Source organism: Enterobacter sp. Lyrl_3 (genome assembly GCF_051948675.1).
GTDB lineage: Bacteria > Pseudomonadota > Gammaproteobacteria > Enterobacterales > Enterobacteriaceae > Enterobacter > Enterobacter cloacae.
Genome location: NZ_JAYJLI010000001.1, coordinates 785,192 through 805,459 on the forward strand (window position 1 = coordinate 785,192; position 20,268 = coordinate 805,459).

Genomic DNA, 20,268 nt, shown 5'->3' on the forward strand with positions numbered 1-20,268 from the left:
TACAGAAATATGACAACATGCGCAAAAAAGCGCATGGAATCACGTTTCACTTTCGAATTTCGCTCGTTTGTGTTCGAAATCAAACAAACCACAGTTTTCATGTGGCTAAATGATAAAAAACGAACACAGAGGGATGACAATGACAATTCACGATCCACGCTACAGCGATGTGATTATCATTGGCGGGGGCGCGACCGGCGCTGGCATCGCACGCGACTGTGCGCTCAGAGGGCTGAGCGTCACGCTCCTGGAGCGCCATGATATTGCGACCGGCGCTACCGGACGCAATCATGGCCTGCTGCACAGCGGCGCCCGCTACGCCGTTACCGACGGCGAATCGGCACGCGAATGTATCGCCGAAAATCAGATCCTGCGACGTATCGCCCGCCACTGTATTGAACCGACCGACGGCCTGTTTATTACGCTTCCCGAAGACGATCTCGCCTTTCAGTCAACTTTCATTACCGCCTGCCAGGCCGCGGGAATTCAGGCGCAAGCCATTGACCCGGCCCTTGCACGCCGCATCGAACCTTCGGTTAATCCGGCACTGACGGGTGCAGTAAAAGTCCCGGACGGCACCGTGGATCCGTTTCGTCTGACGGCGGCCAACATGCTGGACGCCCGCGAGCACAGCGCCCGGATCCTGACCGGCCATCAGGTCACCGGGCTTATCCGTGAGGGGCATCGCATCGTGGGCGTGCGGGTCCTGGATACGCAGTACAACGAACACAGCGAGCTGTATGCCGCCGTGGTGGTCAACGCGGCGGGGATCTGGGGGCAACGCATCGCAGAATACGCCGATTTATCTGTGCGCATGTTCCCGGCCAAAGGCTCGCTGCTGATCCTCGACCACCGCATTAATAACCATGTCATCAACCGCTGCCGTAAACCGTCTGACGCAGACATCCTTGTCCCCGGCGATACCATTTCGTTAATCGGAACCACCTCCACCCATGTTGACTACAGCGAGATTGACTACAATCGGGTCACCGCAGAAGAGGTCGACATCCTGCTGCGCGAAGGAGAAAAACTGGCGCCGGTGATGGCCCAGACCCGCATCCTGCGCGCCTACGCGGGTGTGCGTCCGCTTGTCGCCAGCGATAACGACCCGAGCGGACGCAATGTCAGCCGCGGCATTGTGCTGCTTGACCATGCCGCGCGCGACGGGCTGGACGGCTTCATCACCATCACCGGCGGTAAATTGATGACCTACCGCCTGATGGCCGAATGGGCGACGGATGCTGTCTGCCGCAAACTGGGCAATAGCGAACCGTGCGTGACCGCAGAACAGCCCCTGCCCGGCTCGCGCCAGTCCACCGAGAAAACGCTGCAAAAAATTATCTCCCTGCCTGCTCCCCTGCGTGGTTCGGCTGTCTATCGCCATGGCGACAGAACACCGGTCTGGCTGGGTGAAGGACGGCTGAGCCGCAGTCTGGTATGCGAGTGCGAGGCCGTTACCGCCGGGGAAGTGCAATACGCGGTGGAGAATCTGACGGTGAATAGCCTGCTCGATCTCCGCCGCCGCACCCGTGTCGGGATGGGTACCTGTCAGGGGGAGCTGTGTGCCTGCCGTGCCGCCGGGCTGCTGCAGCGTTTTCATACCACCACCGCCACCCAGTCGCTCGATCAGCTCAGCGATTTTCTGAACGAGCGCTGGAAAGGCATTCAGCCTGTCGCCTGGGGCGATGCCCTGCGTGAAAGCGAATTTACCCGCTGGGTGTACCAGGGGCTTTGCGGTCTTGAGAAGGAGCAACGCGATGAAATTTGATACGGTGATCGTCGGCGGCGGGCTGGCGGGTCTGCTCTGTGGCATCAAACTCACGAAGCAGGGACTGCGCTGCGCCATTATCACCCGGGGCCAGAGCGCCCTGCACTTCTCGTCGGGCTCGCTGGATCTGGTGGACGAAACGTACCGCGAAAAACTGCCGGCAGAGCATCCTTATCACCTGACTGGCGCGCAGCACATTGACCGCTTTGCCCTGGAGACCGAAGCGCTGCTGGCTGATTGCGGCGCACGTATGCAGGGGAGTGCCAGGCAAAATCACGCGCGCGTCACGCCGCTTGGCACCCTGCGTTCCGCCTGGCTCAGTCCGGAGGAGGTGCCCGTTGCCCCGTTCAAGGCCACGCGCGTACGGGTGGTGGGCATTAGCGGTTTTCTGGATTTTCAGCCCCATCTGGCGGCGGCCTCGCTCAGTCGCCAGGGGGTCAACGCTGAAACGGCAGAGATTGACCTTCCTGAGCTGGATGTCCTGCGCGACAACCCCAGCGAGTTCCGTGCGGTGAATATTGCCCGTTTGCTCGATAACGAAGAGAAATGGCCGCTGCTGTATGAGGCGCTCAAACCGCTTGCAGAGGGATGCGATGCGCTGTTTATGCCCGCCTGCTTTGGCTTACAGGACAACCGGCTGTGGCGCTGGCTGTCCGATCGCCTGCCCTGCTCGCTCGGCCTGCTGCCAACGCTTCCTCCGTCGGTGCCCGGCATTCGCCTGCATACCCAGCTTCAGCGCCAGTTTGTGGCCCAGGGAGGCGTGTGGATGGCGGGTGATGAAGTGAAAAAAATCACCCTGACTGACGGCTCGGTGAGCGAAATCTGGACCCGCAACCACGACGATATTCCGCTTCGTACGCGTTACGCGGTGCTGGCAAGCGGCAGTTTCTTCAGCAACGGTCTGCTGAGCAGCCGGGACGGCATTCGCGAGGCGATTATGGGGCTGGACGTCCGCCAGAGCGCCTCTCGCGCGGACTGGTATCAGAGCGATTTCTTTGCCCCGCAGCCGTGGCAGCAGTTCGGCGTAATCGTGAATAACCAGCTGCATCCGCAACTTTCAGGAAAGTCAGTACCGAATCTCTACGCCATCGGCTCGCTTTTGGGCGGATACGATCCTATCGCCCAGGGCTGCGGCGGCGGCGTCTGCGCCATAACGGCGCTCTATGTGGCAGAGCAGATTTGCCAGCGCACGGAGGCTGAACAATGAACGATACCCGCTTTGAAAGCTGCATCAAATGCACGGTCTGCACCACCGTCTGCCCGGTCAGCGGCGTTAACCCGCGCTATCCCGGGCCGAAACAGGCCGGGCCGGACGGCGAGCGCCTTCGTCTGAAGGACGGCGCGCTGTACGATGACGCGCTGAAATACTGCATCAACTGCAAACGTTGTGAAGTCGCCTGCCCGTCGGATGTGAAAATCGGCGACATTATTCAGCGCGCCCGGGCACGCTATAGCACGCAAAAACCGTCGCTGCGCGATGCCATTCTTAGCCATACCGATCTGATGGGCAGCGTCTCTACGCCATTTGCCCCGCTGGTGAACGCCGCGACCTCGCTGAAACCGGTGCGCCAGCTGCTGGATGCCACGCTTAAGATCGACCATCACCGCAGTCTGCCCAAATATTCCCACGGCACTTTCCGCCGCTGGTACAAATCCGTAGCGGCAGACCAGGCGCGGTATGCCGACCAGGTCGCGTTCTTCCATGGCTGCTACGTGAACTACAACCATCCGCAGCTGGGTAAAGATCTGCTGAAAGTGCTGAACGCCATGGGTACAGGCGTGCAGTTACTGAACAAGGAGAAATGCTGCGGCGTGCCGCTGATCGCCAACGGGTTTACCGATAAAGCGCGCAAACAGGCCAGAAGCAACGTCTCGTCGCTGCGCGAGGCCATCGTCGATAAAGGCATTCCGGTGCTGGCCACCTCCTCGACCTGTACCTTCACGCTGCGCGATGAGTATCCGCACCTGTTGGACGTGGACAATACCGGCCTGCGCGAACATATCGAGCTGGCAACCCGTTTCCTGTGGCGCAAGCTGGACAGCGGGCAGACGCTACCGCTGAAAAATTTACCCCTGAAAGTGGTCTATCACACGCCATGCCATATGGAAAAAATGGGCTGGGCGCTTTACACGCTGGAACTGTTGCGGCTAATTCCGGGGCTGGAGCTGACGGTGCTGGATTCGCGCTGCTGCGGCATTGCGGGGACGTACGGCTTTAAGCGTGAAAATTACGAAACATCACAGGCAATTGGCGCGCCGCTGTTCCGCCAGATTGAGGAGAGCGGCGCGGATATCGTGGTGACCGACTGCGAAACCTGCAAGTGGCAGATAGAGATGTCCACCAGCAAGCGCTGCGAGCATCCGATCACGTTGCTGGCGAAGGCCCTGGGTTAGGTATCGCCGGGGCCGCCGCCCCGGCAAACCGGTCACTCAACGAACAGCGATTCCACCACGTTGATCCAGCCGTGCTCGCTGGCCACCTCTTTACCTGCCAGCCAGCGACGCAGCATGTTCAGCGCCATCATGGCGCAGACGTCCTGACGCACCGCCAGGCTGTGGCGGGTGATACTCATTTTGACTCTTAAGGCATGCGTCCCTTCCGGCGTAGCCAGCGCAAAGTTGAGATATTCCTCATCCATACCCCCGACAAACAGCGCCAGCCCGGCAAAATGGTTGACCCGGCGTTCTGACGCCCAGCGCGCCGTCTGCGCCAGCGTCTCCTGCTGGAACGGCACCACCTCGCTGGCCAGCAGAGGAGCATTAACGCGCGACAGTTGCAGCGCCAGCAGGCCGCCGGTGAACTGCTCGCTGAGGGTGACGCTCAGCTGGCGCGACTGCAGATGCTTCGCAATCTGCGCCGGTAGCCCTTCCGTGCCCTCGAAAATCAGACTTTCGCCCGCCACGCGCTGCACTTCCGGCCAGAGCGCCAGCATCGCCGCTTTCTGCGTGGCAGGCCCGGTGAGCTTGAGTTCAATGATCGGCATGGAAGAGCGATAGCCCATGGATACCCCAGGCGGCAGCGGCAGGTGATCGAGGCTCTGCGCCAGATCGCTTTCCGAACGGCCAAAGGTGGTCAGGCGCAGGCAGACTGGCGGTTCAGGCAGGGTAAAACGTTGACGAAGGCGCGGCAGGATCTGCTGTTCGACCATCACTTTAAATTCAGACGGGACACCCGGCGTGAAGAACATCAGGCAGCGGTTCAGTTGAACGGCGAAACCGCAGGCGGTACCCACCGGGTTATCGACCAGTTCGGCGCTGGCCGGGATTTCAGCCTGTTTGCGGTTGCTGGGTGCCATCACGCGGCCACGTTCGGAGAAGAAACGCTCCATGTGGGCCAGCCACTCCTCGTGCAATACCAGCCCTTCGCCTTTGGCGGTCGCGGCAGCCAGCGCGCTGAGATCGTCGCTGGTGGGGCCCAGCCCACCGTTCACAATCAGCACGTCGCAGTGTTCGCTACGCTCGCGCAGAACGGTCACCAGCGACTCAAGACTGTCGCCTACGGTATTGCGGCGCGTTAACGGTAATCCTTGCTCAAAGAAAAGATCGGCAAGCCAGGCAGCATTGGTATCAATAATCTGTCCATGCAGCACTTCGTCGCCGGTGGATAACATCTCCACATTAATCATTGTGTTCTCCCGCTTATATGGTGAAAACACTATAGCGCAATCACCGGCATGGAGAGGAGAGAAACTGGCGCGACGGACGCCGCGCCGGAGGGGTTAGAAGCCTGCGCTGACGCCCACGTACGGGCCGTCAGCCAGCGCGTTGTCGCGGTTGCCGTCTTTGCCCGCCAGATTCAGATAACGATAACCCGCTTCAATGGTAATTGGGCGCATGATGGTCCAGCGCGCACCCGCGTTGGCTTCTTCATAGCTGTCGATACCGCTGGAGAGGGAGTCCGGAGAGTAGTAGTACTCACCAAACAGGCCGAAGCTGTCGCCAATTTTCCACTGCAGACCGCCGCCCACCGCTGCCGCATACCCTTCGTCGCCGTCGTTCGGGTTGGTGTAGATGCCTTTACCGCCGACGGTGGCCAGGAACGGGCCAAGAGGAATATTCAGACCCAGGCCGAGGCTTGCCGCATCGCCATCGTCGTCGTTATGCGTCCAGCCGCCGGTCATCGCCAGACCGGCGGTCTCGGTACCCAGGCCAAAGCCCAGATGGGTGTAATCCTGACCCGCTGAGCCGTTAAAGCTGATGGCGTTAGCTGCCGCCGAAACGAATATCAGGCCTAAGCCCATCAATGCCACTTTTTTCATTATCGTGTTCCCGCGCAATTTATAGAAAAGTCCCAAAAAAACCGCGAGATTTTAACCTGAGACGCCTGGCGATCAAGCACTCTGCGTGCGGCGGGCAAGTAGATTGTAACGATTTGAAACGCGCGGTTTTTTTACGTCAGCAACAGAAAGCGCATTTTTACGCTCAGCCCTCCCAGTGCCTCACTGCGGGAAAGCTGCAGGTGGCTTCGGTGAAGCCGGGCGATATCGCTCGCCAGCGCCAGCCCGATACCCGATCCGCTGGCGTCCCCGACGTTGTCCAGCCGATGGAAAGGCAGTACTGCCTGATGAATTTGGCTGTCTTCGATGCCGGGCCCGCTATCCTCCACGCTGAGCTCAACGCCGCCCGCGTCGGTGTGCAGGAACACGGTGACGATGCCTCCTGCCGGGGTGTACTTGATCGCGTTCTCAAGCAGGTTGGCGCACAGCTCCCCCAGCAGCACCTCATCACCGTCTATCAAGACGGGTTGCTGAATGCCGTCATAACCCAAATCGATCGCCTTGCTGCGCGCCTGCGTCAGTCTGGAGAAACAGCAGTTCTGCACCACCTGAACCAGGTCCACCGGCGCAAACTGGCGATCCCCCTGCTCTTTGCGCCTCACCGTGGAGAGTTGCAGCAGCCGTTCGGTGAGGACGATGGTGTTATCCAGCGTCACGTTCATGGCGCGTAAACTCTCCTGCCACAGGGCCGGATCGTTTCGCGTCAGGGCAACGGAAACCTGGGTTTTGAGCACCGCCAGCGGCGTTTTGAGCTGGTGAGACGCATCGGCGTTGAAGCGCTCCTGGCGGGAAAGTACGCCGCGTAACCTGTCGATATAACGGTTAAAGGCCACGATCAGCAGCCGCGTTTCCGACCAGGGCAGCAGCTCCGGCAGCGGGGCCAGCAGCCCTGGCTCACGGCGCACCATCAGCGAAGAGAGCTGACGCATCGGGCGCAGCACGCGGCGCAGCAGCCAGGCGGTTAAGACCAGCGTCAGCAGCACCAGTAGCCCCTGCGAAACGAGCGATGAAAACAGAAGCTGAGTGGCGAGATAGCGCCGCGACTGCAAGGTTTCGGCGACGTAGATCTCCGCCATACCGGAAACATTGTCTTCGTTAATCGGCTGGAGTAGCTTCGCCACGCGGATCGCCTGGCCGCGATACTCAGTATGATAAAACCAGGCCAGCGCGGGATAGTGCGTGGTGCGCGACGTGGAGGGGGGCATGTTCGGCAGATCGTCATAGCCGGAGATCACCCGCCCCTCCGGGTCAACCACCTTGTAATAGAGACGATCGTTCATGTTCAGCTCAAAGCTGTCGAGCACCACCCAGGGAACATCAACCAGCAGCTTGCCGTTGTGCACCTCCAGCCGCTCAGAGACGGTACGCGCCGAAGATAACAGCGTGCGGTCGTACGCCTGGGTCGCCGCCTGCAGGGCGCTGACGTAACTGTTAAAAGCCGATAATCCCCATAACAACAGCAGCGGCAGGCCGAGAAAAAGCAGCAGCTGCAGATAAAGCGACTGAGGCTTAACCCATTTCATCGCCGCACTCCAGCACATAGCCCAGTCCGCGCAGGGTGGTGATCCGCACGCCGCTGCCGCTCAGCTTTTTGCGCAGGCGATGAATGTAAAGATCGAGACTCTCCGGGCTGACGTCGTCGTTCAGGCTAAACACCTGATCGAACAACTGCTGCCGGGAAACGGGGCGGGTGCGACGATGCATCAGCACCTTCAGCAGCGACAGTTCGCGCGGGGTGAGCGAGAGCGGCTCGTCGCGCAGCAGGAAAAAACCGTCGTCGTCATACTCCAGCTCCCCAAGGCGCTGGCGTTCCTGGGTTCTCCCCTCGCTTCTGCGCAGCAGGGCGCGAAGCCTGGCGTCCAGCTCCTCCAGCTCAAACGGTTTTGGCAGATAATCATCCGCCCCGGCGTTCAGGCCTTTCACCCGATCCGCCACGTTGCTGCGTGCGGTGAGAAACAGCACCGGCAAGGTCTGGCCGCGTTTACGTAAACGGTGCACCACCTCCAGGCCGTCAAAACCGGGCATACCGATGTCCAGTATCGCTACCGCGTAGTTTTCCCCCTGCAGCAGATGATCGGCCGCGCGCCCGTCAGAAACGCAGTCTACAGCAAAGCCCTCCTGCACCAGCGCTTTCTCCAGCCAGTGAGCCAGCTCACGATTATCTTCCGCCAGTAAGAGACGCATATCACATCCTGTAAAGTTGGTGTCGCGTTGAAAGGGAAATGAAAGGTTATTGTTTTAACAATCACGCAACGGAACCGCTACAAGGTGGTTCACATAATCAGAAAAAAACCCGTACCCGTACCCCCGGATCGCCGGCGTGAGGATAAACGATGAAAAAACAATTACTTTCAACGATTGCTGCAAGCGTATTAATGTTGAGTGCCTCTGTTGTCCAGGCGCAGGACGCCCCGTCCCGCACCGAATGTATCGCTCCGGCCAAACCGGGCGGCGGTTTCGATCTCACCTGCAAGCTGATTCAGGTCAGCCTGCTGGAGACGAAGGCCATTGAAAAACCGATGCGCGTGACCTACATGCCAGGCGGCGTGGGCGCGGTGGCCTATAACGCAATTGTCGCGCAACGTCCGGCGGAAGCCGGCACGGTGGTGGCCTTCTCCGGCGGCTCGCTGCTTAACCTCTCCCAGGGTAAGTTTGGCCGCTACGGCGTGGATGACGTGCGCTGGCTGGCCACCGTCGGTACCGACTACGGCATGATTGCCGTGCGTGCAGATTCCCCGTGGAAATCCCTGAAAGATTTGCTCACCGCCATGGAAAAAGACCCCAACAGCGTGGTGATTGGTGCAGGCGCCTCCATCGGCAGCCAGGACTGGATGAAAGCCGCCCTGCTGGCGCAGCAGGCGAAAGTGGATCCGCACAAAATGCGTTACGTGGCGTTTGAGGGCGGCGGTGAACCGGTGACGGCGCTGATGGGCAACCACGTGCAGGCAGTTTCCGGTGACCTCAGTGAAATGGTGCCCTACCTGAACGGCGATAAAATCCGCGTGCTGGCGGTCTTCTCCGAAAACCGTCTGCCGGGACAGCTGGCAAACGTGCCGACTGCAAAAGAACAGGGTTATGACCTCGTCTGGCCGATTATCCGCGGCTTCTTTGTCGGGCCAAAAGTGACCGATGCCGAATACCAGTGGTGGGTCGACACCTTTAACAAATTGCAGCAGACAGACGAATTTAAAAAGCAGCGCGATCTGCGCGGACTGTTTGAGTTCAACCTGAACGGCAAGCAGCTGGACGAGTATGTCAAAAAACAGGTGAATGACTACCGCGAGAAAGCAAAAGCGTTTGGCCTGGCCAAATAACCGGAGGCGCTATGAGCGATCGCATTTTTGCCGGGATCTGGTTGTTGCTCTGCATTGGCGGGATGTTCGTCGCCTGGCAGATCCACAGCGAATACAGCTATGAACCCGTGGGGCCCCGCCCCTTTCCAATGGGCATTGTCGGCCTGATGCTGCTTTGCTCGGTGGCCATGCTGTTACGCCACCCGGATACCGTAGAGTGGCCGCCTAAGCGCATTTTGCAGCGGCTGCTGGTGATGGTCATTGTGCTGCTGATGTATGCCTGGGGCTTTGAATGGCTCGGCTTCCCGGTGGCGACCGCCATCCTGACGATGGTGATCGGCACGCTGTTTAACGCCAGCCTGCCTGCGGCGGGGATCTCGGGCGTGGTGATGGGCATTTTCCTGTGGTACGCCTTTGACCGCCTGCTGGATGTGACGCTGCCGCTTGGCGCCTGGCTTAATTAACGGAGCACGCTATGGATACCTGGATTTACCTCTCACAGGGGTTCGCTGTGGCGATGACCCCGGAAAACCTGGTGATCGCCCTGATCGGCTGCTTCGTCGGGACGATCGTCGGTCTGTTGCCTGGGCTTGGGCCCATCAACGGGGTCGCTATTTTGCTCCCGCTGGCGTTTGCCCTGCATCTGCCTGCGGAATCAGCGCTGATCCTGCTGGCGACGGTCTACATCGGCTGTGAATATGGCGGCCGAATCTCGTCAATACTGCTCAACGTGCCCGGGGATGCGGCGGCCATTATGACCGCGCTGGATGGTTACCCGATGGCGCGGCAGGGGCGCGGCGGCGTGGCGCTGTCTATTTCCGCCGTCAGTTCGTTCTTTGGCTCGCTGATTGCCATTGGCGGCATCATTCTGTTTGCGCCTGCGCTGGCCCAGTGGTCGCTGGCGTTTGGCCCAGCAGAATATTTTGCCCTGATGGTCTTCGCCATTGCCTGTCTCGGCAGCATGATGGCACAAAACCCACTGAAATCGTTTTTGTCTGCGCTGATTGGCTTAGGGTTAGCCACCGTCGGCGTGGATGCCAACACCGGGGTCTATCGCTTTACCTTCGACAGCGTTCACCTGTCCGACGGCGTGCAGTTTATCGTGGTCGTGATTGGTCTGTTCTCTGTCTCTGAGATCTTACTGATGCTGGAACATACCAGCAGCGGGCAGACGCTGGTGCGTAAAACCGGCCGGATGCTCTTTAACGCCAAAGAGGGGGTGCAGTGTATCGGTACCACGCTGCGTTCAGCGGTCATTGGCTTCTTTGTCGGCATTCTGCCGGGCGCCGGGGCGACCATCGCCAGCGCCATCACCTACATGACGGAGAAAAAACTCAGCGGCAACAGCGACAGCTTTGGTAAAGGTGATATTCGCGGCGTCGCCGCACCCGAGGCGGCTAACAATGCCTCGGCCTGTGGCTCGTTTATTCCCATGCTGACGCTCGGCGTGCCCGGCTCCGGTACCACGGCGGTGATGATGGGGGCGCTGACGCTCTATAACATCACGCCAGGACCGGCGATGTTCACCGAACAGCCGGATATCGTCTGGGGGCTGATTGCGGCACTGCTGATTGCCAACGTGATGTTGCTGGTCATGAACATTCCGCTGATTGGCCTGTTCACCCGTATGCTGACCATTCCGCTGTGGTTCCTGGTACCCGCAATCGCAGCCGTCTCGGCGGTGGGGGTGTATGCGGTACACAGCACCACCTTCGACCTGATTCTGATGGTGGTGCTGGGGGTGTTCGGCTACATCTTGCGTAAAATGCACTTCCCGATGTCGCCGTTGATTCTGGGCTTTGTGCTGGGTGAGATGCTGGAGCAGAACCTGCGCCGCGCCCTGTCCATCAGCAATGGCGATGTCGCCATTCTGTGGGACAGCAATGTGGCGAAGATCCTGCTGGTGCTGGCTATTGTGGTGGTGGTCGTGCCGCCGGTGCTGCGCCTGCTGCGTCGTCAGCGTAAGCCGCAGCCCGATGTCGGCTAATTAACCAGACAGCTGGGCATTCACCCACTGTTTTAACGCCTGGCGGGAGATCTTAATCCCGCCATTTTTTAACTCCGCAGGCAGTACCAGCCAGTGCACGGGCTGCTCAAATCGCGCCAGTTTGCCCTGTACCCATTCCGGCAAGCGGGTGATATCCGTTCCCGGTTCACACTCCACCACCGCTACCGGACGCTGACCAAATTCGGCGTCATTCAACGGAACAATGAAAACCTGGCTGATGTGCGGATGGGTCGCGATTATCCGCTCAAGACTCTCCGGCTGAATGCCCTCGCCTCCGCTGAAAAAGAGGTTATCCATCCGACCGAGGATCGTCAGGCGACCGTCATGCAGTTCGCCGCGATCGCGGGTGGCAAACCAGCCCTCTGAATTCGTGAGCGGCAGCAACGCGCCGTCGCGCCAGTAGCCTGAGGCCATGCTTTGCGCCTTGATCCACACTTCACCGTTAACGACCTGAACCTCCCTGCCCGGCAATGCGCTGCCCACGTCCGGCTCACCGTCAGCCTCTTTCGCGCAGACGGTAGAGGCAAACTCCGTCAGGCCATAGCCACAAAACGTAGAAATACCCTGCGCGCGCGCCTGTTGCGTCAACTCAACGGGGATGGCGGCCCCGCCCAGCAGTACCGCTTTCAGCGCGATCCGCTGGTGGGTATTGAGCAGACGCCAGAGCTGAGTTGGCACCAGCGAGGCATGCGTACACCCCTGCAAGGCCTGCTCCAGCGGCTGCTTCTCGCGTACGGTTAAGCGCGCGCAAGCCTGCAGCCAGCGCCATAAGATCCCCTGCCCGGAGACATGAAACAGCGGCAGCGAAAGCAGCCAGTCGTCATCGTCGCCGTAGGGCATCAGCGCGAGGACGCCCTCAGCGCTGGCAAGATGCGCCCCGCAGGTATGAACAGCCGCTTTCGGCAGCCCGGTGGAGCCGGAGGTGAGCGTCATTGAGGCCAGCCGCTCAGGCTGCCATGCCACGCGGTATTCGCCGGACGGAGCATGCATGCTAAGCGCGGCGAGCCCGTCATAGTGGCCGTCCAGCACCAGCGCAAAACGCAGCGTCATCTGAGGAAGTAATACCTCCAGCAGGGGATGCGGGAGCTGGGGATTAACCGGAAGAATTCGCGCGCCGCACTGGAGCAGCGCCAGCCATGCCAGCAGGGTCTGCGGGTGATTATGGGCGAGCAACAGCACGCCGTCACCCGTCTCCACGCCCTGCTGATGAAACCCTGCAGCCAGATTGTCGATGCGGGTGCAGAGCTGTTGCCAGCTCAGCACCTCGTCGTTGAGACGCAGAGCCGGTGTATCAGCACGCTGCTCGCGCCAGTGCCGCCACGGCCAGTCGCTAAAACTCATTGCAACGGCTCCAGCGCCTCAACGCCCGCGCACGGCAGCGCGCTCCCCGGCCACGGGCGAATGAGCTGGGTTTGCATCAGGTTTAACGTATCCAGCCCCGGGATGGTGTCGGGCGTTAACCAGGCGGCAATGCGCGCCAGCTGCGTCAGCCCAAGGCTGGATTCGATGGAGGAGCTGATCACCGCCGTCAGCCCTGCCTCATGCGCTGCCGCCACCTGTTCGCGCACCTTCGCAAGACTGCCCGTTAGCGTCGGTTTTATGACCACGGCGCTGACGCCTGGCTCGGCGCTAAAGGCAAAGTCCGCCTCGCGCAGGCTTTCATCCCAGGCGATAGCAATGCCGGTTTCTCGGGCAAAAGCGCGTGAATCCTCACGGGTTTTGCACGGCTCTTCCAGAAAAGCGATGCGGCTGCGGTACGCCGGGTTGACGTACTTCGCGAACTGTTGCGCCTTAAGCGGCGTCCAGGCGCGGTTGGCATCCAGACGCAGGCGCAGATCGGGGATCGCCTCCAGCAAGAGGTTAGCGACCATGCCGTCGCGTACCGCTTCGTAAAGACCGACTTTGATTTTCGCCACTTTCTCGCCGGGCATTGCGCTGAGCAAGGCAAACAGCTCATCCGGATCGCCCGTGCAGAGCGGCGCGGCACGGTAATCGGCCTCATCAGGGAGGCTGCCGTCGAGCTCCGCGAGCGCGCAGCTGATGCCAAACGCGGCGGAAGGGAGATCGGGCAGCGGCGGATTCAGGCCTGTACGCCATTCCTCTACCCATGCCATCAGCGCAGCCTGCGCCTCCTCCAGCGACTCCAGGCTAAAGCCCGGCAGAGGCGAAATCTCGCCCCAGCCCTGCCCTTCGCCCTGCTGCAGTTGCACGAAGAAGCCATCACGGGTTTTTAACCGCCGTTCACGCAGCACCACGCCCGCGTCCATCGGTATCTGCCAGCGGTATACCTGCGCGCGACGCATTACGGGTTCCGTTTGTATTTACTGAAGTCTGGCTGGCGTTTTTCGTTAAACGCGTTGCGTCCTTCCTGACCCTCTTCGGTCATGTAGAACAGCATAGTGGCGTTACCCGCCAGCTCCTGCAGCCCCGCCTGACCGTCACAGTCAGCGTTCAGGGCCGCTTTCAGGCAGCGCAGCGCCATTGGGCTGTTCTGCAGCATTTCGCGACACCAGCGAACGGTCTCTTTTTCAAGATCGGCAATCGGCACCACGGTGTTAACCAGGCCCATATCCAGCGCTTCCTGGGCGTTGTACTGACGGCACAGGAACCAGATTTCGCGGGCTTTTTTCTGACCGACAATGCGCGCCATGTAAGAAGCTCCCCAGCCGCCGTCAAAGGAGCCGACTTTCGGGCCCGTCTGACCGAAGATGGCGTTCTCTGCGGCAATGGTCAGATCGCACATCATGTGCAGCACGTGGCCGCCGCCGATGGAGTAGCCTGCCACCATGGCCACCACGGGTTTTGGGCAGGTACGGATTTGACGCTGGAAATCAAGCACGTTCAGGTGATGGGTACCCGCATCGTCCTGGTATCCGCCGTAGTCACCGCGTACTTTCTGATCGCCGCCGGAGCAGAACGCTTTTTCACCTTCCCCGGTCAGGACGATAACGCCGATGTTGTCGTCATAGCGCGCATCCGCCAGGGCCTGAATCATCTCTTTTACGGTCAGGGGACGGAAGGCGTTACGCACCTGCGGACGATTAATGGTGATTTTGGCGATACCGTCAGCCGATTTGTGGTAACGAATGTCGGTGTAACCTTCGGAGCAGTCTTGCCATTCAACCGGTGCATAGAGCATGTTTTCATCAGGATAGATCATAGAGTGTCCTTTATTCGACGACGCAGTATCTGAGCCAGACTCGCGCTAACCGCCCCGGGATTTTCCCGGTGGGCGTTGTGTCCGGCGTTTGGAATGACATGGCGAACAGCGTTCAGTTCAGCGGCCAGGGCCGCGAACTTCTCGTCACGTTCGCCATAGAGATAATCAAAAGGGAAATGTCGCGCGCTGAGGGCGGCACGCAGGTCTGGTTGCACGGCGAGCGAGGTTGCCTCAAGCATCATCGCCAGGTTTGTGCCCGCGTTGCGACAGCGCAGGGCGATGAGCGCCCTGCGCTGGCTGTCCGTCAGGGAGGCAAAGACAGGCTGTTGATACCAGTCGGCAAAGACGTTTGAGAGAGGCTGCGTGCGAAAACGCTGCGCCCACAGATGGTCGGATGCTGCTCTTGCCTCTCGTGCTGCGACCCCCTTCAGGCCCGGATGTCCGCCTTCCACGACGATGCCGCAAAGCCCCGCAGGATCCTGGCAGGCATGAAACATCGCAATACGGCCGCCAAGGGAGTACCCCACCAGCCAGTAGTTAAGTATGTTGTAACTAACAAGGGTTCGGGTAAGCACGTCACTCATTTCTTTGAACCCCGTGACGGCCATACTGGCGGACCGCCCATGCCCCGGCAGGTCGAGATAAAGCCGGGGATAATCGCTGAGCGCCTCGCCGACCGTCTGCCACTCGCGGCAATCGCCAGAAAATCCATGCAAAAAGACCAGCCAGGGGTAACCTGGCTTACCGGCCTGTTGCGCGCCTGCGTGGATCACAGGTGGCTCACCTGCGCCAGCAGACTTTGCAGCTTCTGCGCACCGTCAGCCTCGTTGACGACCAGTTCAATCAGCGTTGCACCGGGCTGTCGCCAGGCGCTGCTCAGGACTGCATCCAGCGCTTCCCAGTTTTCCGGGCGGTGGTATTTCAGGTTAAACATCGCTGCGGCATGTTCAAACTGCACGTTCTGCGGCATCAGATAGAAGCGCTCGCGTTCGCTCTGCGGTGTCGGCAGCAGGGAGAAGATCTGCCCGCCGTTATTGTTGACCACAATCAGCACAAACGGCGCCGACACCTGCCGCAGCAGCGCCAGCGCATTGAGATCGTACAGCGCTGAAAGATCGCCCACGATCGCCAGCGTGGATTTCGCGCTGGCTCGCTGCACACCCGCCGCCGTGGAGATCAGCCCGTCAATGCCGCTGGCTCCCCGGTTACTGTAGACCGGATAGCCCGCAGGCAGTTTTGAGAACGCATCAATCAGACGCACCACCAGGCTGTTGCCGACAAACAGTTGCCCCTGCTCCGGCAGATACCGGTGAATACGGTGCGCCAGCTCCGCTTCACCAAATTCTTCGCATTGTGCACGGGTCAACTCCCACGCCTGACGCGACAGCGCCGGGATCTCAACGGCCCACGGGGCGCGCTTTTCCGCCGGGTGGAGCGCCAGCCAGGCGTCAATGTCGCTCACCAGACGACGACCGCGATGGTGCGCCGGATCGAGCCGCCCTTCCAGTGGATCCACCAGCCAGTACTCTTCCGGGCTACAGGTTGCCTGCCACTGCAGTAACCGTTTGCCGGTCAGGCTTGCGCCCAGCTGAACCACAATCTGCGCCTGCGCCAGTTCAGTCACCGCTTTCGCATTCCCGAGCCAGAGATCGGCACACGGCAGCGGCTGTCCGGTCTGGGACAGCACGTCGCCAATCAGCGGCCAGCCAAGGGTGTGTGCCCATTCGGCCACCTGCCTGCCTTCGGCGGCGCTCATGCGCCCGGCAATAACCACGCCGCGTTTTTGTCGCCAGAAGAACCAGTCACGTTGCTTTGCGCTCTCAAGGTGTGTCTGCTCGCGCAGCCACGGCTTTTCGCTCTCCCACCAGTCCCCAAGCTGCTGCTGCCAGGCAAGACCGGTGTCGTCCATTTCGCCGTACAACGGCTCGGCAAACGGACAGTTAATATGTAACGCCCCGCTGCGCAACGTCTCCATGGCATGATCGACGGTCGAGACCAGCCAGCTTGCGGGAATGTCCTGCGTGGGTCGGGGTAACGAAACCGTCTGCGAAGGATGCGAGGCAAAGAGGCCCGGCTGACGAATAGCCTGGTTCGCTCCGCAGTCAATAAGCTCGGGCGGGCGATCGGCCGTCAGCAGAACCAGTTTCTCACCGGTCAGCCCGGCTTCAATAAGGGCCGGATAGAGGTTTGCCACGGCAGTACCGGAGGTGACGATCACCGCCACCGGTTCCTTGCTGACCTTTGCCAGCCCCAGAGCCAGGTGGCCCAGGCCGCGCTCGTCAAAATGGGTGTGGTGAATAAATACCCGGTTCTCTGCTGCCGCCAGCGTCAGCGGTGTGGAGCGTGAGCCCGGCGCAATACACACATGCCTGACGCCATGGCGAGTCAGGGCTTCAAGGATCACCGTCGCCCAGCGTCGGTTAAAAGAACTTACTGACATGAGATTGTCCGGTATCAAGAATGCGACACAGTATAAATAATAGAAAAAAATAGAATTTTGATATGAATCGGGATTGCGCGAATCAGTACTAATCCTTCAGGAGCAGAGAGCGCAAGCCTGCGGCTTTATTTTCGATCTCCTGCCATTCCTGTTCCGGATCGGAACCGCTGACGATCCCCGCCCCGGCGTAAAGACGGACGGTGGCGTCATGGACGCGTGCCGAGCGCAGGGCCACGCAGAACTCGCTTTGTTCTGGCGACAGATATCCGGCGGATCCGGCATACCATTCCCGGTCGAAAGGTTCAACGCGGTGTATAAATTCGCGTGCTGGCTGGCGCGGTAACCCGGCAACCGCAGCCGTCGGCTGCAGCACATGCAGACATTGCTCATCATCCGCATGCTTGAGCTCGGTCCAGATGCAGCGGCGAAGATGCTGCACTTTGCGCAACCGCATAACCTGTGCTGGAAGGACCTCCAGCGTCCGGGTATGGTGCTGCAGCCGCTGGCAGATATCCTCTACCACCAGCATGTTTTCACGCTGGTTTTTATCATCGTTCATCAGCCAGTCGCCCAGAAGGCGGGCCTGCTTGTCATCGGGATGGCTGGCGACGGTACCGGCCAGCGCTTCGGTACGCAGCAGGTTGCCGCGCCGCCGCCACAGCCGTTCAGGTGTGGAGCCAAGAAACGCGTTGCTGGCATCGAAAACCATGCAGAAATGATAGCAGTTCAGATTCAGGGCACGGCTGGCCGCCAACAGCGCCACGGCATTCGCCGGCTGACTGAACTGCAGATCGGTTGCCCGGGCGAGCACCACCTTTTCGACTTCGCCGCGCGCAATGGTCTCTGTCGCCTGACGGATAAGGCGCAGCCATTCCGGTTTTTGCGGCTGATGGGTCTCCTGCACTACCTGGGCGGAGAGCGGGCGGATTGGGCGGGCATCGCGAAGCTGCTGTAAGAACGCCAGCGCCGCGTCGGCATCCTCCTGAAGGGAACGGTCACTCCACAGCTGCAGACGCAACGTGGCGGTCCCGGCAGAACGTCGCCACAGCAGGCGGGGTAAAAAGAGACTGCCCTGCTCCGGGGTGAAGGCATTCAGGCCGCAGATCCGCGTGTCGTTCGCTACAGGCTGTTGCTGTAAAAACTGCGAAGCCTGAGCCAGAGAGGAAAAATGGATCACGGCGCCCAGCGCAGCCAGCTCTTCATCACCGTTACGCTGCTGCCAGTAAAACTGGGGAAACAGGCACTGAGCACCAAGCCAGGCGAGAGGGTCGAAAGCGTCGTTTAACGGGAAAGAGACGTCGACGTGACGTAAGCCGGGTGTAGCGGGTAACGCTTGCGCAAGCTGAGTACGCAGACGTTCCAGCGCGTTGGAAATCGAATGCACGCGAACCTCTCCCTGTAAAAACGCTTAGTATACGGGGTACCATTAGAAATATCAGTACCCACGTATAGGGAGGGGTTAAGCGTCCGATTCAGGGGTTAACGACGGGCCAGAAGCAGCCCCAGCACCAGACCGACCGCCGCACCGACACCAATGCCTTGCCACGGTTTTTCATGGACGTAATCATCGGCGCGATACACCGCTTTTTTTGCGCGGTAGTAGTAATTGTCGGAGGCATGGCTGACGCGGGTTTTGACGTCATGTAGCGCCTGTTCGGCACGCGCCTTGAGTTCGATATATTTCTGATCGGCAGGGTCGCCGGACGAACGTAACACCTCTTCCAGCGTTTCGCTCAGTAACGTCAGGTCGTCATCGACACGGGTATCCCAGGATTGAAATGACATATTTTTCTCCATGTTAGTACACCAGTCCGCTAACTATAGCCAACGACCTGCCATTACGCCTGTTTCACTTCCCGCGCCATACCGATATGAGGAATGCCGTCTTCGTCGTACACGTCCGTGACCGGCATAAAGCCAAAGTGGCCGTAGAAAGACTGAAGGTGCGCCTGTGCACCAAGGTATAACGCCTTGTCTGGCCACTGTTTTTGGCATGCCTCCAGCGTTTTTTCCATCAGTTGATAGCCCAGTTTTTCACCGCGCGCCTTGCCGCTAATAATGACGCGACCGATAACGACAGGCTCAAAATCGTCCTCGCTTTTCAGAATCCTCGCATACGCCACCAGCTCGTTATCCCTCCAGCCGAGAATATGACGGTTCTCGCCCACCAGATCATCACCATCGATGTCCTGATACGGGCAGGTTTGTTCCACAACAAACACTTCGCAGCGCAGTTTGAGCAGGGCGTACAGTGTCTGAACGGTGAGTTCACTATGGTGTAAATCTTGCCACTGGATCATGTCGGTCTCCTTCCTGGGTTCATCACGTTATACTAAACCCTCCCCCATTCGGCAAAGGGCTGATTGCGTTATGGAACTGATTTTTCTGGGTACGTCCGCTGGCGTGCCAACACGCACACGAAACGTGACCGCGATCCTGCTGGATCTGCAGCACCCAACCCGTGGCGGACTGTGGCTGTTTGACTGTGGCGAAGGAACGCAGCATCAACTGTTACACACCGCTTATCATCCCGGTAAGCTGGATAAGATCTTTATCACGCATCTGCATGGCGATCACCTGTTTGGCCTGCCGGGCCTGCTGTGCAGCCGTTCGATGGCGGGTAATGCCAACCCGCTGACGATTTACGGGCCGGCGGGTACTGGTGAGTTTGTTGAAACCACGCTGCGCCTGAGCGGGTCGTGGACGGATTATCCGCTGGAAGTGATTGAGATAACCGAGGGGCTGGTTTTGGATGACGGGGACTATACCGTCACCGCCCGGCCGCTGAATCATCCGGTTGAGTGCTATGGCTACCGCATCGAAGCGCATGATAAGCCCGGCGCGCTCGACGCCGCTGCGCTGATTGCCGATGGTGTGAAGCCCGGACCGCTTTTTCAGCGCCTGAAACAGGGCGAAACCGTCACGCTTGAGGACGGCCGCACGATTAATGGCCAGGACTATCTCGCCCCACCGCAGCCAGGGAAAAAACTGGCGATTTTTGGCGATACCGCGCCCTGCCCTGCGGCCCTGCAACTGGCGCGAGAGGTGGATGTGCTGGTGCACGAAGCCACGCTTGAAACGGCGATGGAAGAGAAAGCCAACAGCCGGGGTCACAGCTCAACACGTCAGGCGGCGGCGCTTGCCCGTGAAGCGAACGTCGGAAGATTGATTGTCACCCATGTCAGCTCGCGCTATGACGCCCGCGGCTGTGAAAAACTGCTGGCAGAGTGCCGCGACGTATTCCCGGCATGTGAGCTGGCCAACGATTTCACTAAGGTCAGCGTTTAGTCCTTCATTTTTCTCTCAGGATGCCGATAACGAT

General features: G+C 59.8%; 19 protein-coding genes. 7 read left to right on the plus strand and 12 right to left on the minus strand.

Annotated features, from left to right (window positions below):
- The first annotated feature begins 139 nt into the window (after positions 1-139).
- From glpA to glpC, 3 genes are read left to right on the plus strand one after another with little or no spacing between them, the layout of a single operon-like run.
- Entirely contained in the window at positions 140-1,768 is a 1,629-nt protein-coding gene (gene glpA, locus VF709_RS03900) for an anaerobic glycerol-3-phosphate dehydrogenase subunit A (RefSeq protein ID WP_013098019.1), read from the plus strand.
- Positions 1,758-2,975, plus strand: a complete 1,218-nt coding sequence (gene glpB, locus VF709_RS03905; protein WP_029881723.1) for a glycerol-3-phosphate dehydrogenase subunit GlpB — start codon at positions 1,758-1,760, stop codon at positions 2,973-2,975. The genes glpA and glpB overlap by 11 nt, the downstream gene beginning before the upstream one ends.
- On the plus strand, positions 2,972-4,162 hold the full coding sequence (gene glpC / locus VF709_RS03910) for an anaerobic glycerol-3-phosphate dehydrogenase subunit GlpC (RefSeq protein WP_020690658.1): 1,191 nt from the start codon (positions 2,972-2,974) through the stop codon (positions 4,160-4,162). Before glpB ends, glpC begins: the two co-directional genes overlap by 4 nt.
- A 32-nt stretch (positions 4,163-4,194) precedes the next feature.
- Here the strand turns inward: glpC and VF709_RS03915 are convergent, their stop codons facing one another.
- The 4 genes from VF709_RS03915 to tctD all read right to left on the minus strand — a co-directional run bounded on the left by VF709_RS03915 (position 4,195) and on the right by tctD (position 8,229).
- Entirely contained in the window at positions 4,195-5,394 is a 1,200-nt protein-coding gene (locus tag VF709_RS03915; RefSeq protein WP_020690657.1) for a nicotinamide mononucleotide deamidase-related protein YfaY, read from the minus strand.
- 93 nt (positions 5,395-5,487) lie between these two features.
- Entirely contained in the window at positions 5,488-6,027 is a 540-nt protein-coding gene (locus VF709_RS03920) for a YfaZ family outer membrane protein (RefSeq protein WP_013098023.1), read from the minus strand.
- A gap of 131 nt (positions 6,028-6,158) precedes the next feature.
- Complete coding sequence (locus VF709_RS03925) at positions 6,159-7,568, minus strand: sensor histidine kinase (protein WP_023621534.1); 1,410 nt, start codon at positions 7,566-7,568, stop codon at positions 6,159-6,161.
- Entirely contained in the window at positions 7,555-8,229 is a 675-nt protein-coding gene (gene tctD, locus VF709_RS03930; protein ID WP_149896203.1) for a transcriptional regulator TctD, read from the minus strand. Before tctD ends, VF709_RS03925 begins: the two co-directional genes overlap by 14 nt.
- A 149-nt stretch (positions 8,230-8,378) precedes the next feature.
- Here tctD and VF709_RS03935 point away from each other — a divergent pair, with 149 nt between their 5' ends.
- The 3 genes from VF709_RS03935 to VF709_RS03945 are packed head-to-tail and all read left to right on the plus strand — an operon-like array spanning position 8,379 to position 11,325.
- Complete coding sequence (locus tag VF709_RS03935) at positions 8,379-9,359, plus strand: Bug family tripartite tricarboxylate transporter substrate binding protein (RefSeq protein WP_029881726.1); 981 nt, start codon at positions 8,379-8,381, stop codon at positions 9,357-9,359.
- Between the two features lie 11 nt (positions 9,360-9,370).
- Positions 9,371-9,802, plus strand: coding sequence for a tripartite tricarboxylate transporter TctB family protein (locus tag VF709_RS03940; protein WP_013098089.1), 432 nt, complete (start codon positions 9,371-9,373; stop codon positions 9,800-9,802).
- An 11-nt stretch (positions 9,803-9,813) separates the two neighbouring features.
- Complete coding sequence (locus VF709_RS03945) at positions 9,814-11,325, plus strand: tripartite tricarboxylate transporter permease (RefSeq protein ID WP_013098090.1); 1,512 nt, start codon at positions 9,814-9,816, stop codon at positions 11,323-11,325.
- On the opposite strand, the gene menE is transcribed toward VF709_RS03945, so the two are convergent.
- The 8 genes from menE to VF709_RS03985 all read right to left on the minus strand — a co-directional run bounded on the left by menE (position 11,326) and on the right by VF709_RS03985 (position 19,246).
- Positions 11,326-12,687: an o-succinylbenzoate--CoA ligase gene (menE, locus tag VF709_RS03950; RefSeq protein ID WP_149896202.1), complete on the minus strand. Its 1,362-nt coding sequence runs from the start codon at positions 12,685-12,687 to the stop codon at positions 11,326-11,328.
- A complete protein-coding gene (menC, locus tag VF709_RS03955; protein WP_038983967.1) occupies positions 12,684-13,649 on the minus strand; it encodes an o-succinylbenzoate synthase in 966 nt (321 codons plus the stop codon). Before menC ends, menE begins: the two co-directional genes overlap by 4 nt.
- A complete protein-coding gene (menB, locus tag VF709_RS03960) occupies positions 13,649-14,506 on the minus strand; it encodes a 1,4-dihydroxy-2-naphthoyl-CoA synthase (protein ID WP_013098093.1) in 858 nt (285 codons plus the stop codon). Before menB ends, menC begins: the two co-directional genes overlap by 1 nt.
- Positions 14,503-15,279, minus strand: a complete 777-nt coding sequence (menH, locus tag VF709_RS03965) for a 2-succinyl-6-hydroxy-2,4-cyclohexadiene-1-carboxylate synthase (RefSeq protein WP_440230928.1) — start codon at positions 15,277-15,279, stop codon at positions 14,503-14,505. The genes menB and menH overlap by 4 nt, the downstream gene beginning before the upstream one ends.
- Positions 15,276-16,946: a 2-succinyl-5-enolpyruvyl-6-hydroxy-3-cyclohexene-1-carboxylic-acid synthase gene (gene menD / locus VF709_RS03970; protein WP_149896201.1), complete on the minus strand. Its 1,671-nt coding sequence runs from the start codon at positions 16,944-16,946 to the stop codon at positions 15,276-15,278. The genes menH and menD overlap by 4 nt, the downstream gene beginning before the upstream one ends.
- Positions 16,947-17,034: 88 nt before the next feature.
- Positions 17,035-18,330, minus strand: coding sequence for an isochorismate synthase MenF (gene menF / locus VF709_RS03975; protein WP_040022381.1), 1,296 nt, complete (start codon positions 18,328-18,330; stop codon positions 17,035-17,037).
- A gap of 95 nt (positions 18,331-18,425) precedes the next feature.
- A complete protein-coding gene (gene elaB, locus VF709_RS03980; RefSeq protein ID WP_028028061.1) occupies positions 18,426-18,731 on the minus strand; it encodes a stress response protein ElaB in 306 nt (101 codons plus the stop codon).
- Between the two features lie 53 nt (positions 18,732-18,784).
- Positions 18,785-19,246, minus strand: coding sequence for a GNAT family N-acetyltransferase (locus tag VF709_RS03985; RefSeq protein WP_038983959.1), 462 nt, complete (start codon positions 19,244-19,246; stop codon positions 18,785-18,787).
- Positions 19,247-19,316: 70 nt separating this feature from the next.
- On the opposite strand from VF709_RS03985, the gene rbn reads away from it, so the two are divergent.
- A complete protein-coding gene (rbn, locus tag VF709_RS03990) occupies positions 19,317-20,234 on the plus strand; it encodes a ribonuclease BN (RefSeq protein WP_149896200.1) in 918 nt (305 codons plus the stop codon).
- The last annotated feature ends 34 nt before the right edge of the window (positions 20,235-20,268 follow it).

What these genes read in the sequence shown, in the direction of transcription:
- menD (WP_149896201.1), bottom strand. Translation starts at nt 16,946, where the DNA reads ATGTCAGTAAGTTCTTTTAACCGACGCTGGGCGACGGTGATCCTTGAA.
- rbn (WP_149896200.1), top strand. Translation starts at nt 19,317, where the DNA reads ATGGAACTGATTTTTCTGGGTACGTCCGCTGGCGTGCCAACACGCACA.
- tctD (WP_149896203.1), bottom strand. Translation starts at nt 8,229, where the DNA reads ATGCGTCTCTTACTGGCGGAAGATAATCGTGAGCTGGCTCACTGGCTG.
- glpC (WP_020690658.1), top strand. Translation starts at nt 2,972, where the DNA reads ATGAACGATACCCGCTTTGAAAGCTGCATCAAATGCACGGTCTGCACC.
- glpA (WP_013098019.1), top strand. Translation starts at nt 140, where the DNA reads ATGACAATTCACGATCCACGCTACAGCGATGTGATTATCATTGGCGGG.
- VF709_RS03925 (WP_023621534.1), bottom strand. Translation starts at nt 7,568, where the DNA reads ATGAAATGGGTTAAGCCTCAGTCGCTTTATCTGCAGCTGCTGCTTTTT.
- VF709_RS03920 (WP_013098023.1), bottom strand. Translation starts at nt 6,027, where the DNA reads ATGAAAAAAGTGGCATTGATGGGCTTAGGCCTGATATTCGTTTCGGCG.
- menB (WP_013098093.1), bottom strand. Translation starts at nt 14,506, where the DNA reads ATGATCTATCCTGATGAAAACATGCTCTATGCACCGGTTGAATGGCAA.
- VF709_RS03940 (WP_013098089.1), top strand. Translation starts at nt 9,371, where the DNA reads ATGAGCGATCGCATTTTTGCCGGGATCTGGTTGTTGCTCTGCATTGGC.
- menE (WP_149896202.1), bottom strand. Translation starts at nt 12,687, where the DNA reads ATGAGTTTTAGCGACTGGCCGTGGCGGCACTGGCGCGAGCAGCGTGCT.
- VF709_RS03985 (WP_038983959.1), bottom strand. Translation starts at nt 19,246, where the DNA reads ATGATCCAGTGGCAAGATTTACACCATAGTGAACTCACCGTTCAGACA.
- menC (WP_038983967.1), bottom strand. Translation starts at nt 13,649, where the DNA reads ATGCGTCGCGCGCAGGTATACCGCTGGCAGATACCGATGGACGCGGGC.
- VF709_RS03915 (WP_020690657.1), bottom strand. Translation starts at nt 5,394, where the DNA reads ATGATTAATGTGGAGATGTTATCCACCGGCGACGAAGTGCTGCATGGA.
- VF709_RS03945 (WP_013098090.1), top strand. Translation starts at nt 9,814, where the DNA reads ATGGATACCTGGATTTACCTCTCACAGGGGTTCGCTGTGGCGATGACC.
- glpB (WP_029881723.1), top strand. Translation starts at nt 1,758, where the DNA reads ATGAAATTTGATACGGTGATCGTCGGCGGCGGGCTGGCGGGTCTGCTC.
- VF709_RS03935 (WP_029881726.1), top strand. Translation starts at nt 8,379, where the DNA reads ATGAAAAAACAATTACTTTCAACGATTGCTGCAAGCGTATTAATGTTG.
- elaB (WP_028028061.1), bottom strand. Translation starts at nt 18,731, where the DNA reads ATGTCATTTCAATCCTGGGATACCCGTGTCGATGACGACCTGACGTTA.